Annotated in this window: 13 protein-coding genes; 8 read left to right on the top strand and 5 right to left on the bottom strand. The window is 75.0% G+C overall.

Annotated elements, in window-relative coordinates:
* Positions 1-31: 31 nt before the first annotated feature.
* On the bottom strand, positions 32-1,513 hold the full coding sequence (locus tag AB0G35_RS17390) for a phosphatase PAP2 family protein (protein WP_360949443.1): 1,482 nt from the start codon (positions 1,511-1,513) through the stop codon (positions 32-34).
* Positions 1,514-1,561: 48 nt separating this feature from the next.
* Between AB0G35_RS17390 and AB0G35_RS17385 the strand changes: the two genes are divergently transcribed.
* The 7 genes from AB0G35_RS17385 to AB0G35_RS17355 all read left to right on the top strand — a co-directional run bounded on the left by AB0G35_RS17385 (position 1,562) and on the right by AB0G35_RS17355 (position 8,260).
* On the top strand, positions 1,562-2,038 hold the full coding sequence (locus AB0G35_RS17385) for a GNAT family N-acetyltransferase (protein ID WP_360949441.1): 477 nt from the start codon (positions 1,562-1,564) through the stop codon (positions 2,036-2,038).
* Between the two features lie 60 nt (positions 2,039-2,098).
* The gene (locus AB0G35_RS17380; RefSeq protein ID WP_360949439.1) at positions 2,099-2,416 is read left to right on the top strand and encodes a hypothetical protein; all 318 of its coding nucleotides are present in this window, start codon (positions 2,099-2,101) and stop codon (positions 2,414-2,416) included.
* Between the two features lie 134 nt (positions 2,417-2,550).
* Positions 2,551-3,771, top strand: a complete 1,221-nt coding sequence (locus AB0G35_RS17375) for an aminotransferase class I/II-fold pyridoxal phosphate-dependent enzyme (protein ID WP_360949437.1) — start codon at positions 2,551-2,553, stop codon at positions 3,769-3,771.
* A 70-nt stretch (positions 3,772-3,841) separates the two neighbouring features.
* Positions 3,842-4,987 (top strand): MBL fold metallo-hydrolase, encoded by a 1,146-nt coding sequence (locus AB0G35_RS17370; RefSeq protein ID WP_360949435.1) that lies wholly within the window; start codon positions 3,842-3,844, stop codon positions 4,985-4,987.
* A 345-nt stretch (positions 4,988-5,332) separates the two neighbouring features.
* Positions 5,333-6,721, top strand: a complete 1,389-nt coding sequence (locus tag AB0G35_RS17365) for an amino acid permease (RefSeq protein WP_360949433.1) — start codon at positions 5,333-5,335, stop codon at positions 6,719-6,721.
* Between the two features lie 48 nt (positions 6,722-6,769).
* A complete protein-coding gene (rfbB, locus tag AB0G35_RS17360; RefSeq protein ID WP_360949575.1) occupies positions 6,770-7,750 on the top strand; it encodes a dTDP-glucose 4,6-dehydratase in 981 nt (326 codons plus the stop codon).
* A 135-nt stretch (positions 7,751-7,885) separates the two neighbouring features.
* A complete protein-coding gene (locus AB0G35_RS17355; protein ID WP_360949431.1) occupies positions 7,886-8,260 on the top strand; it encodes a nuclear transport factor 2 family protein in 375 nt (124 codons plus the stop codon).
* A gap of 14 nt (positions 8,261-8,274) precedes the next feature.
* Here the strand turns inward: AB0G35_RS17355 and AB0G35_RS17350 are convergent, their stop codons facing one another.
* A complete protein-coding gene (locus AB0G35_RS17350; RefSeq protein WP_360949429.1) occupies positions 8,275-9,093 on the bottom strand; it encodes a helix-turn-helix transcriptional regulator in 819 nt (272 codons plus the stop codon).
* A gap of 70 nt (positions 9,094-9,163) precedes the next feature.
* Between AB0G35_RS17350 and AB0G35_RS17345 the strand changes: the two genes are divergently transcribed.
* Positions 9,164-9,475 carry a 4a-hydroxytetrahydrobiopterin dehydratase gene (locus AB0G35_RS17345; RefSeq protein WP_360949427.1) on the top strand — a complete coding sequence of 104 codons (312 nt, stop codon included), beginning with the start codon at positions 9,164-9,166 and terminating at the stop codon, positions 9,473-9,475.
* A 37-nt stretch (positions 9,476-9,512) separates the two neighbouring features.
* On the opposite strand, the gene AB0G35_RS17340 is transcribed toward AB0G35_RS17345, so the two are convergent.
* The 3 genes from AB0G35_RS17340 to AB0G35_RS17330 form a co-directional block, all read right to left on the bottom strand.
* A complete protein-coding gene (locus AB0G35_RS17340) occupies positions 9,513-10,457 on the bottom strand; it encodes a YihY/virulence factor BrkB family protein (protein WP_360949425.1) in 945 nt (314 codons plus the stop codon).
* Between the two features lie 118 nt (positions 10,458-10,575).
* Positions 10,576-11,955: a deoxyribodipyrimidine photo-lyase gene (locus AB0G35_RS17335; RefSeq protein WP_360949423.1), complete on the bottom strand. Its 1,380-nt coding sequence runs from the start codon at positions 11,953-11,955 to the stop codon at positions 10,576-10,578.
* Between the two features lie 30 nt (positions 11,956-11,985).
* Positions 11,986-13,086, bottom strand: a complete 1,101-nt coding sequence (locus tag AB0G35_RS17330) for a DUF1266 domain-containing protein (RefSeq protein ID WP_360949421.1) — start codon at positions 13,084-13,086, stop codon at positions 11,986-11,988.

Here is a 13,086-nt window from a genome sequence, read left to right as displayed (position 1 = left end):
ATGGTCCGGCCGCCCCCGCCCGCCCCGCCGCTCAGTCGGGCAGCAGCCGATACACCGTCAGCGCCTCCCGCTCCTTCTCCAGCGTCAACTCTCCGCCGTACATGGCCACTTCACCGTCGAACGCCACCGCCGCGGTGTCCCCGAGCCCGCCGATCCGCAGCCGCGCCAGCCGCGCCTCGCCGAGCACCGGCGAACGCCGCGGAGTGCCCATCAGGGCCGCGGCGAACAGCCGGGTCCGGGCCAGCCGGCCGCCGTGCACCACCCGTACGTCGAGCACCCCGTCCGCCAGGTCGTGCCGGCGCACCGGTGCGAAACCCAGCCCCCGGTACTGGCAGTTGCCCACGAACAGCAGCCAGACCGAGCGCTGCTCGCCGCCGATCCGCACCGACATCGGTTCCGCGGAGCGCAGCACCTCCCACGCCGCGAGCACCCCCGCCGGCCAGGCGCCGATCCGGCCCGCCCAGCGCTCCCGGATCCGGACCAGCTCCGGGTAGACGCCCACCGAAAAGGTGTTGAGGAAAGAGCGGCCCTCCCGGTGCGGGCCGGTCCGGAAGCGCGCCACGTCGACCGCGACCGCCTCCCCGCTCTCCACGGCCCGCGCCGCCGCCACGAAGCTCTCGATCCCCAGGTCGTACGCGAAGTGGTTGGCCGTGCCGCCGGGCAGCACCGCCAGGGGCAGCCCGTGCCGCATCGCGACCGCCGCCGCGGCGTTGACCGTGCCGTCCCCGCCGACCACCCCCAGCGCGCCGCCCAGCTCCCTGGCCCGCTCCGCGGCGGTCTCCAGCGCCTCGTCCAGCGGCTGCCGGTCCCGCCCGCCGCACGTCACCACCTCGGCCTCCGGCAGCACCGCGTGCACCTCGGCGGCCCGGTCCGGACGCTGCCCCGTGCGCTGCCCCGAGCCCGGGTTCGCCACCACGACCAGCCCCCGGCCGCCGGGGAGCGCGGGCGCCTCCGCACGCGGCCGGGCCGGCGGCGCCAGCTGCGCGCGGGTCGGCACCAGCCCCCGCACCGCGAACGCCGCACCCGCACCCAGCGCGGCCCCCGCCAGCACATCACCCGGATAGTGCACACCCGTATAGATGCGGGAGAACGCCACCGAGACGGCGACCGGCGCCAGCGCCAGGCCCCACCACTTGTTCTCGAAGAACACCCCGGTCGCGAACGCCGCCGCCGAGGCGGCGTGCCCGGACGGGAAGGACGAGGTGAACGGCTGGCGGGTCAGCTGCCGGATCACCGGCACCGCGTCCAGCAGCGGCCGCTGCCGGCGCACCGAGCGCTTGCCGAGCGTGTTGACCGTGGCCGAGGCCACGGCCAGGGAGGCCACCCCGCGCAGCGCGGCCCGCCGCGCCGGCCGCCCGCCGAGCGCCGCCGCGCCCGCCGCGATGCCGAACCACAGCAGCCCGTGATTGGCGCTGCGGGTCAGCCGGGGCAGCACCCGCTGGGCCCCGGGCCACTCGCGGGTGGCGATCAGGTCGAAGGTCCGCCGGTCGAGGTTGCTCAGGAGCGTTCGCATGCGGCACCTCCTACCCCCTCGCGCCCGTAACCGTGCTTCCCTTATCCGGTGCTGAGGAGACGCAGGGCCACCGATCTCGACGCCTGCACGGCCGTACTGGCCGAGGTGCACGCGCACAGCGGCTATCCGCACCACTGGCCGGACGACCCGGCAGGATGGCTGACCCCCGACGGACTGACCGCCGCCTGGGTCGCCCTGTCGGCCGGCCGGATCGTCGGCCACGGCGCGCTGTGCGGACGCGAGGTCAGCCGCCTCTACGTCGCCCCCCACGCCCGCGGCGCGGGCCACGGCGGACGCCTGCTCGGAGCCGTTGAGGACGCCGCGGCGGCCCGCGGTCTGCGCCCCGTACTGGAGGTGAAGGCCACCGACACCGCGGCCATCGCCCTCTACGAGCGCCGCGGCTGGGTCCGCCGCGCCACCGGGCAGCAGGAGTGGGGGCCGGGGGAGAGGGTGACGGTCCATCGCTACGAGCGGGGAGACCGGTGCGGCACGAGCTCTCCGCAAAGGGCTCGCCCGCCTCGCTGATCGGGTGCTTCCGCACCCTGGCGGGTGTGGTCCCGAACGGTCCGGCACACCGATGGAGGCATGGCGGATTCCGAGAAGGCGGCACCGGGACCACAGGCCGGTGCGGCGCTCAGCACGAGGGGCTTGCTGGGCGGCGCCGCGGCGATGCTCACGGTGTACGGGGCGGGGTACGAGCTGGACGCCTACTTCATCGGTGCGGCCAGCGACTGGACGTATCTCGCCGAACCCTCCTACGACGTCAAGACGGGCCGTGCGATCGCGCCGCAGCTGGTCATGGTCCCGACCGGCCGGGTGAACGCGGTGACCGTGACCCTGGGCGACACCGACTGCAGCCCCACCGACGGCCGGCTCGGCACCACCAAGGCCACGGCGTCCTGACGGCCCCGGGATCACCACCCGTCCCCGCGACGTGTCGCCCCCGGGCCGCACCCGCCCGATCTGCGAAGGTGGACGGGGCCGCCCATCATGTGATGGGCCCACGATCGACCCGCCGTCGTGGAGTGGAGGTACGGATGCAGCGGACCGCCCCCGATCCGCGGCCGGAGCCGGACCCGGACCCGGACCCTCTGGTGGGCCTGCCGGTCCTGCCGGAACTCGCCGCGCACCTCGCCGCGGCCGCCGGCCGTGCCGACGCCGAACCCCCCGGCGGCGGCGCCCCGCTGCGCTCCGCCGCCGCCGGCCACTGGGAACGGCGCGGCCTGACCACCGGCCCCGGCCAGATCCTCGCCGCCCCCGGGGCGTCCCCGCTGCTGCTCGCGCTGTACGCCGCCGCCGACGGCGCCGTGGTCCTGCCCCGGCCCTGCTCCGCCTCGTACGCACCGCCCGCCCGGCTGCTCGGCCGGCCGGTGCACCGCGCGCCGGTCCCCGCGGAATCCGGCGGGCTGCCGGACCCGTTCGCGCTGCTGGAGACCGTCCGCCGGGCCCGCGAGCACGGCGAGACCCCGCGGGTACTGGTGCTCTCCGTACCCGACGACCCGACCGGCACCTGCCCCGCGCCGGAGCAGCTGCACGAGGTGTGCGAGGCGGCGGCCGAAGAGGGGCTCTGGGTCCTCAGCGACGAGACCCGCCGCGACCTGCTGCACGAACCGCACGACACCGTGCTGCTCAGCCCCGCCGAGATGCTGCCGGACGAGGTCGTGGTGATCAGCGACCTGCGCGCCACACTGCTGCCCGCCTCCTGGCCCGCCGCACTGGCCCGCTTCCCGGACACCGGCCGGGGCGCAGAGCTGCGCGCCGCCACCCTGGAGGTGCTCGCCGAGCTCCGCACCCCGTTGCCGGGACCGCTCGCCTGCGCCGTGACCCATGCGCTCGGCGAGCCCGACACCGTACGGGCCCGGACGGCCACCGTCGCCCGGATCCACGGCGTGCTCACCGCCGCCCTGCACCACACCCTCACCGAGGCGGGCGCCCTCTGCCGGCCGCCGCGCGCCGGCAGCCACCTCTACGCGGACCTGGAACCGCTGCGGCGCCCCCTCGCCACCCGCGGCATCGTCGAATCCGTCGCGCTGGAACGGGAGTTGGCGCCCTGGGCGGCGCTCGGTGGGCACCGTTTCGGCGACGACCCGGGCGCACTGCGGGTCCGGCTGGGCACCGAGGCCCTGCTGGGCACCGACCGGGAGCTGCGGCAACGCGTCCTGGACGCGCCCGACCCGCTGGAACTCCCGCACATCACCGAGGCGTTGACCGCCCTCTCGCGTGCCCTGGCCGCGCTCACCGCCGCCGGGGACGGCTGATCCGCCGGACCTCCGCGCCCCGACCCCGTTGTGAACCGCCCCGGTTCTGTCCACCGAATGGAGCCCCTCGATGACCGAACAGACCGAGCGCTCCCTCGCCGAGCAGTCCGCCGACCACCGGGGCGACACCGGCGCCGGACCCGGCAACGGAACCGACGCCGGACCGGGCGCGGGAGCGGGCCCCGGCACCGCCCCCGCCACCGGCCCGGCACCGGTCACCGACGCCCCGCCGCCCCTGGCCGAGCCCCGCCCACTGGGCGGGACCCGCACCTGGCCCCGGGACTTCACCGACCGGCTGACCGCCCCGCTGCCCGGCGTCCGCGCGCTGGCCCGGATCGCCCGCGAGGGCAAGCTGCGCCCGGCCACCGAGACCCTGCACGAGATCCAGCAGCTGCCGTTCGAACCGGGCCCGCTGCCGGCCGCGGGCCCCACCACCATCGCCCTCACCTGGGCCGGCCACGCCAGCTGGATCATCCGGATCGCCGGACTGACCGTACTGACCGACCCGGTCTGGTCCCGCAAGATCCTCGGCACCCCGCCCCGGGTCACCCCCGTCGGTGTCCGCTGGGAGGACCTGCCGCCGGTCGACGCCGTCCTCATCAGCCACAACCACTACGACCATCTCGACATCCCGACCCTCAAGCGGCTGCCCCGGCACACCCCGCTGCTGCTGCCCGCCGGACTGGCCGGCTGGGCCCGCCGGCGCGGCTTCACCCACGTCACCGACCTCGACTGGTGGGAGGCGGTCGAACTCCCCGCCCCCGGCGGCCCGGTGCGCCTCGATTTCGTCCCCGCCCACCACTGGAGCAAGCGCACCCTCACCGACACCTGCCGCTCCCTGTGGGGCGGCTGGTTGCTCACCGCGCCCGACGGACGCCGGGTCCACTTCGCCGGGGACACCGGCTACGGCCACTGGTTCGAGGAGATCGGCCGCCGCTACCCGGACATCGACCTGGCGCTGCTGCCGATCGGTGCCTACGACCCGCGCTGGATGCTGCGCCCGGTGCACACCGACCCCGAGGAGGCGGTACGGGCCTGCCAGGACCTGGGCGCCCGGGCCCTGGTGCCGATGCACTGGTCGACGTTCCTGCTCTCCGGCGAGCCGCCGCTGGAACCGCTGCGCCGGGTCCGCGCCGCCTGGGAGGCGACCGGCCGCCCCCGCGAGGACCTGTGGGACCTGCCGGTGGGGGCGTCCCGGGTACTGGCGGAGCGCTGACCGGGGAGAACGGCCGGGGCGCGGCCGGCCCCGGCCCCTCCCAGGTCCCGCCGGCCCCACCCCGCCCTCCCCGGACGGCACCCCGCCGACCGGTGCCGAGCAGGTCCCCCGCCTGGTCCGCCGCCGGCTCCGGGCGGCCACCGGCCACCGGCCGCCCGACGGCCCGTACGGCGCCCCCGCGGACGAACTACGGCCCAAAGCCCCGCCCTCCGAAGGTTTTGCCGCGCCGGACCGCCCCCCGCCGCACAAATCCCGCTGATTTGGGCCCGGGCCGTTCGATCACCGACCATTACCGATGCTCGGTAACCCCGGGTGCACCGCGCACGACGAGAGGCCCACCACGCCATGCACGACCGGCACACCCGCCGCTTCGGTCTCGGAACCGCCACCTGCCTGGTGATGGGCAACATCATCGGCGGCGGCATCTTCCTCCTCCCGGCTTCGGTGGCCCCCTTCGGCACCGTCAGCCTTCTTGCCTTCGGCGTGCTCACCATCGGTGCGGTCGCCCTCGCCCTGGTCTTCGGCCGGCTCGCCGAGCGCCACCCGGACACCGGAGGGCCCTACGTCTACGCGCGCGAGGCGTTCGGCGACTTCGCCGGCTTCCTCTCGGCCTGGTCGTACTGGACGATGACCTGGGTCAGCAACGCCGCCCTCGCGGTCGCCGCCGTCGGCTACGTGCACGTCCTCGTCCCCGGCCACGCCTCGGCCGGCACCGACCTCCTGGTCGCGCTCGCCGCCCTCTGGCTCCCGGCCCTCGCCAACTTCGCCGGCACCCGCTACGTGGGCGCCGTCCAGCTCGTCTCCACCGTCCTGAAGTTCGTCCCGCTGCTCTTCATCGCGGTCGTCGGGCTGTTCTTCTTCGACCCGCACAACCTGGGCCCGTTCCACGCCGGCCACGGCAGCGCACTCGGCGGGATGTCCGCCGCCGCCGCGATCCTGCTCTACTCCTACGTCGGCGTGGAGTCCGCGGCGATGAGCGCCGGCGAGGTCCGCGACCCGGAGCGCAACGTCGGCCGGGCCACCGTCCTCGGCACCGTCGGCTCGGCCGTCGTCTACCTGCTGGGCACCGTCGCGGTCTTCGGCACCGTCGCGCACGCCAAGCTGGTGAACTCCACGGCGCCGTTCTCGGACGCGGTGAACGCGATGTTCGGCGGCCACTGGGGCGGCACCCTCGTCGCCGGCGCCGCCGTCGTCTCGATCATCGGCGCGCTCAACGGCTGGACGCTGATGAGCGCCCAGTCGCCGTACGCCGCCGCCAAGGACGGCCTCTTCCCCGCGCCGTTCCTGATCAAGCGCCGCGGCGTCCCCACCTTCGGCGTGCTCGCCGCCGGCATCCTCGCCAGCGCGCTGACCGTCATCAACTACGTCCTCGGCACCGGCGGGGTCTTCCAGATCCTGGTGCTGATCACCACCTTCTCCGCCACCGTCCCCTACCTCCTCGCCGCCGGCGCCCAGGTCTACTTCCTGCTCACCGGCCGCCGCGACCGGGTCCGCCCGGCCCGCTTCGCCCGCGACATGACCCTCGCGCTGGCCGCCTTCGGCTTCACCTTCTGGCTCGTCGCCGGCGCCGGCTACGCCGCGATCTACCAGGGCGTGCTGTTCCTCTTCGCCGGCATCCTCGTCTACGCCTGGATGGCCGCCCGCCGCACCGCCCGCCAGGCCCCCGCCGCCGACCCGGCGTCCCCCGAAGGCGCCCTGGCGGACGACCAGGAGCCCGCGCCCCTTGCCGGGTGACCGCACCGGGGGCGACGCCCCGGAGGCGCGGACGGAGCGGACACCGTGATGCGGCTGCTGGTCACCGGTGCCGCCGGCTTCATCGGCTCGCACTACGTGCGAAGCCTGCTGGGCGGGGCGTACCCCGGCGCCGGGGACGTCCGGGTCACCGCGCTCGACAAGCTCACCTACGCCGGCAACCCGGCCAACCTCGCAGCGGTGCGCGACCATCCCGGCTTCACCTTCGTCCAGGGCGACGTCTGTGACGGCCCGCTGCTCACCGACCTGCTGCCCGGGCACGACGCGGTGCTCAACTTCGCCGCGGAGTCGCATGTCGACCGTTCCATAGCCGGTGCGGACGCCTTCGTCCGCACCAACGTGCTCGGCACCCACACCCTCCTCGAAGCGGTGCGCCGGACCGGCGTGCCGCGCTTCGTCCAGATCTCCACCGACGAGGTGTACGGCTCCATCGAGGACGGCGCCTGGACCGAGGAGAGCCCGCTGCTGCCCAACTCGCCCTACGCGGCGACCAAGGCCAGCGCCGAACTGCTCGTCCGGTCCTACGCCCGCACCTACGGTCTTGACGCGAGCATCACCCGCTGCAGCAACAACTACGGGCCGTACCAGTACCCCGAGAAGGTCATCCCGCTGTTCGTGACCTCCCTGCTGTCCGGCGGGACCGTCCCGCTCTACGGCGACGGCCGGCACGTCCGCGACTGGCTGCACGTCGACGACCACTGCCGCGGCATCCACCTCGTCCTGCAGCGGGGCCGCCCCGGCGAGGTCTACCACATAGGCGGCGGCGAGGAGTTGAGCAACCTCGACCTGACCACACTGCTGCTGGACGCCTGCGGTGCCGGCCCGGACCGGATCCGCCATGTCGCCGACCGGCCCGGCCACGACCGCCGCTACGCCCTCGACGACCGCAAGCTGCGCGCGCTGGGCTACGCCCCCGAGGTGCCGTTCCGCACCGGACTGCTGCGCACCGTCGCCTGGTACCGCGACAACCCCGGCTGGTGGCAGCCGCTGCGCCTTGCGCACCCCCGCTGACGAGGGCCATTACCTCGGACGTCATCGACCCCGGCCGCGCCGCCCGGCAAGCTGAGGGCACCGGTTCACGGGCCGGCGCACTCCGGCCCGTGAACCGGGAGTCCAGGTGGTTTCTGACGTGACGAGGAGCAGATCATGACGGAGCAGCAGCGGTACGCGGACGCGGTGGCACGGTACTTCGAGGCCTGGAACGCGACCGAGGAGGAGGCGCTCGGCAAGGCCGTCGCCGCGGCCTTCGACGAGCAGGCCACCTACACCGACCCGCTGGCCGACGTGGCCGGGCACGACGGGCTGGCGGCGGTGATCGCCGGGGCGCACGCGCAGTTCCCGGGGTTCGTCTTCCGGCAGCTGGGGGACGTGGACGGGCACCACGACGTGGCGCGGTTCGGCTGGGAGCTGGTGGCGCCGGACGGCTCGGCGCCGGTCGCCGGGTTCGACGTGGCGCGGCTGGCCGACGACGGGCGGATCCGCACCGTGGTGGGGTTCCTGGACCGGGTGCCCGCCATGTGAGCGGGCGGACCGGACTATCCGGTCCGGGTGCGCAGATACGTGACCGTTTCCGGGTCGGCGGGGAGGAAGGTCTCCACCGCGAGTTCGGAAACGGTCACATCCATCGGGGTGTTGAACGTGGCGATGGTCGAGATGAAGGACAGCACCCGGCCGTCGTGCTCGATCATCATCGGCAGCGCGAACGGCGCATGACCGCCGAAGGACGCCCGCTCCCGGCCGCCCGGGGGCAGCGGATAGCCGCTCACCTCCTCGTAGAGGGCGCGCAGCGGCGCGGACCGCATCAGGGCCAGCTGGCGCTCCATCTGGCCGAGCAGATGCTCGCGCCATTCCAGGTAGTTGCGGATCCGGGGCGCCAGACCGTCCGGGTGCATGGTGATCCGCATGGCGTTCAGCGGCGGCCGGAGGAGCGCCGGGTCGACGTCCGACAGCAGCATGGTGATGCCGCGGTTCGCCGCCTGGACGGTGTAGAGCCCGTCGACCACCAGCGCCGGGAACGGCTCGTAGCCGGTCAGCAGCCGTTCCAGACCGGAGCGCAGGGCATCCATGGCGGGGTCGTCCAGCGGGGTCTCGGGGAAGGTCGGGGCGTAGCCGGCGGCGATCAGCAGCGCGTTGCGCTCGCGTACCGGCACGTCGAGGTGTTCGGCCAGGCGGAGCACCATCTCCTGGCTCGGGCGGGAGCGGCCGGTCTCGATGAAGCTGATGTGCCGGGCGGAGGAGTCGGCGCGCAGCGCCAGCTCCAGCTGGCTGATCCGGCGCCGGTCACGCCATTCGCGCAGCAGCGCGCCCACACCCGTGCTCGTCTCCGGCGGGGCCGGCGCGGCAACAGTCGTCATGGCGATGACGGTAATCGATCGGCGGTCCGACGTACGATCGAATTGTCAGGACCGGTGAGAGGGGAACGCGATGGGCGCCACGGTGGAACCACTCGGTGCGAAGGAGATCGAGGAGCGGCTCGCGGAGCTGCCCGGCTGGTCCGTCGAGGACGACCGGCTGCACCGCAGCTACCACTTCCCGGGACACCTCCCGGCGGCCGTGATGGTGCTGCACATCGCCCGCATCCAGGACGAGTTGGACCACCACGCCGATCTGACACTGGGCTACAACCGGCTGACCGTCGCGGTGAACACCCACAGCATCGGCGGCAAGGTCACCGACCTCGACTTCGGGCTGGCCCGCCGCATCGAGGAGATCGCCGGGGCACACGGCGCGGACTGACGGGTGCGGGCACCCGAGTGCCCCCGGCGGCTCGGGCTCAGTCGCCCGAGCGCGGCTTCACCACCCGGCCCGCCCGGGCCAGCTCCACGTTGAACTGCGCGCCCGACAGCAGCGACAGATGCGAGAACCACAGCCAGATCAGGAACACCACCGGCCCCGCCAGTGAGCCGTAGAGCCGGTTGAAGGTGCCGACGCAGTCGACGTAGACGGCGAACCCCGCGGACGCCACCAGCCACAGCAGCACCGCCACCACGCCGCCCGGCGCCGCCCGCCGCACCCCGCGCGAACTCGGCGGCCCGGACCGGAACAGCACCATGGCCAGCACGGTCGCCAGGACCAGCAGCAGCGGCCACTTCAACAGGTTCCAGGTCGCCTCACCGGCATCGCCCAGCCCGAGCGCCCGGCCCGCCCAGGCCGCGATCGGCCCGCTCACCAGCAGCGCCACCGCACTGCTGATCAGCAACGCCATCAGCAGCAGCGCGGTGGCCAGGATGCGCGGCGCCTTGCGCCACGGCGGCCGGTCGTCCTTCGTCCGGTGCATCGCGTGCAGCGCCCGGCGGAACACCGCCAGATAGCTGCACGACGACCACAGCGCGCTGACCAGCGCACCGCCCACCACCACCCACGCCGCGGTGCGCTGCTGCGCCATGGTGGCCAGCGCGCGGTGCACGGTCCCGCCCGACCCGGCCGGCGCCAGCGAACTGATCTGGTTGACCAGCTGCTCGGTGGCGTCCGGATCGGCCAGACCGATCAGGGACACCGTGACGATCAGCGTCGGCAGCAGCGCCAGCACCGAGTAGTACGTCAGGCTCGCCGCCCAGTCCGTGACGTCGTCGTGCCACACCGACAGCGGTGTCCGACGCAGTGCCGTGCGGCACTGGGCCCAGGTGGGACGGGTGGCCGGCTGCCGCGGCCCGGCCGCCCCCAGGGCCCGGTCCAGCAGTGTCCGGTCCATCCCGCGACGCATCCCGGTGTCGCCCATGTCGTCATCCGTCCTCTCCGTCGGTACGTCCTGCATCATCCCCCGGCGGCGGGGCCGCCCATGACACGCTGCCCGCCGCCCGCGGTGCGGCGGCCCGGCGACATGCCGGCCCGTACGGCTACTCCTGCCCGCGCGCCCGCCGGAACCGCAGCGCCGCGTCCGCCAGGTCCACCAGCGGCTCCGGGTAGTCGTACGCGGCGCGCTCGGGTGCGCCGAGCCGCCACGGCCGGTGCACCGCGGGCCCGTCGAGGCCCGCCAGCTCCGGGACCCAGCGGCGCACATATTCACCCTCCGGGTCGAACCGCGCGGCCTGGACGAGGGGATTGAGCATCCGGTTGGGCCGGGTGTCGGTGCCGGTTCCCGCCATCCACTGCCAGTTCAGCTGGTTGTCGGCCACATCGCCGTCCACCAGCAGGTCCAGGAAGTGCCGGGCGCCCTCCCGCCAGTCCACGTACAGCGTCTTGGTCAGGAAACCGGCCACCAGCATCCGGGCCCGGTTGTGCATCCAGCCCTCGTGGAGCAGCTGCCGCATCGCCGCGTCGATCACCGGGAACCCGGTCCGGCCGGCCTTCCAGGCCGCCACCTCCGCGTCCGCCCGCCGCCACCGGTCGCCCCGGGGCCGGTAGTCGGCCGCCGCCGCGTCCGGGCGGGCCGCCAGCACCTGGTGGTGGAAGTCCCGCCACGCCAGCTGCCGCACGAAGGCCTCGGCTCCGGCACCGGAACGCCCGGACGCCTCGTGCACCACCTCCACCGGCGAGAGACAGCCGAAGTGCAGATACGGCGACAGCCGCGAGGTGGCATCGCCCGCGAGGTCGTCGTGCCGCTCCTCGTACCCGGCCAGGCCGGACCGCCGCCACGACGCGAACCGGCGCCGGCCGGCCCGCTCGCCGCCCTCCGGGAGCGCCGGGGACGGCCGGCCGCCCGGGCACAGCTCCTTGGCCGACGGCACCGCCGCGGACCGCACCCCGTCCGGGACCGGCACCGACCGCGCTGCCGGCAGCACCGCCCGCGGCTTCTCGGCCCGCCAGCGCCGGAAGTACGGGGTGAAGACCGCGAAGTGGTCCCGGCCCGGCCCGGCGGGCAGCACCGCACCCGGCGGCACGGCGGTGACCACCGCGTCATGGACGACCAGCGCCCGCCCGTCCGCGGCCAGCGCTCCGGCCAACCGCCGCTCCCTGCGCTGCGCATAGCCGCTCACCCCGGCCGCGAGATGCACCTCCCCGGCCCCGGCCTCCGCCGCGACCCGGCAGGTCTCGGCCACCACGTCGCCCGTACGGATGACCAGCCGGCCGCCCCGTTCACGCAGTTGGGCGTCGAGATCCGCCAGCGCATCGGCCAGGAACGCGGCCCGGTTGGGCACCATGAACCCGGCCCGCGCGACGCCGGTGTCGACCACGAACAGCGGCACCACCCGCGCCGCGGCGCGCAACGCGCCCCGCAGCACCGGCTGGTCGTGCACCCGGAGATCGGAACTGAACAGACAGATCGCCACATCCATGGCCTACCTGTACACCGTTCCGCGCCGGGATCAGGCGAACGGCAGGCCCCGCCACGGCGAGGACGGGTCCTGGGTGAGCACCCGGTGCAGATGCACCGTCTCCGCGTACGCGGCACCGAACCAGCCGTGGTCGAAGGCCAGCACCCGGCCCAGTGCATGGCCCGCGGCGAACTCCTCCCACGAGCCGTACACCTCCGCGGCCCGGGCCGCGGCCCGCTGGACCGCCTGCTCGGCCTGCGGCGGCGCGCACAGCCGGGCGCCCAGGCCCCACCGGGCCAGCGCCACGGCATGGGCGAGGTCCAGCGCCACCACGGACACCACCTGACCGCCGGCCGGCAGCAGCCCGTCCGCGCGGAAACGCTCCTCGTACCGGGTCACCAGCTCGGGCAGCTGCGGCGCCGCGGCGCCGTCACCGGCCGGTGCAGCGTCCGCCGCCTCCCCTTCCCCGCCCCCGCCGTCCGGGGTGCGCCGGCCCGCCCGGGCGCGCAGCGCCGCCTCGGCGTCCGCCGGCGCGAACCGGCCGGCCAGCAGCTGTTCCAGGCGCTGCTGCCAGGCCGCCGGATCGGTCACCGACCACTGCTCGCGCAGCGTGTCGGCGTCCGTCGCGGGGTCGAGGAACGCCGTCCCCAGCTCGTTCCAGGGCACGCTGTGATGCACCGCCAGCGGCGCGCCGCACGCCAGGCCCTGCGCCACCGGCCCGTGCAGCGGACCGCCGAAGTGCGTGACCAGCAGCCCGCCCGGCCGCGCCCCCACCTGGGCGCGGACCCGCAGCCAGCCGGCCCGGTGCGCGGGGGTGGCGGCGAGGTACGCGGCGCACGGCGTGCCGGGGTTGACCGCCAGCCGCCACTTGTCGTTCGGCCAGTCCTGCGCCAGCTCCTCCAGTGACACCCGGTCGAAGAACTGCTGCGGCTGCCACGGCGGGAGCATGCCGCGGGTCAGGACGGGGATGCACCTCCCGCCCGCCGCCGGGTCGTCGTAGACCGGCAGCGGGTCCTGGCCCTGCTGCGGGGCCGCCAGATACAGGTCCTCGCCGGCGATCGCGGCGATCTGTCCGTCCCAGTCACCACGCGCCGTCGCTTCGCACAGCCGCCGCTCGGTATCCGTCGGCGGCATCCATCCCGGAGTTGCCAC

The sequence above is a fragment of the Streptomyces sp. NPDC021749 genome (assembly GCF_040640655.1).
Lineage (GTDB): Bacteria > Actinomycetota > Actinomycetes > Streptomycetales > Streptomycetaceae > Streptomyces.
The sequence above is the reverse complement of the archived record's forward strand: the minus strand, read 5'-3'. Positions and strand labels throughout refer to the sequence as shown.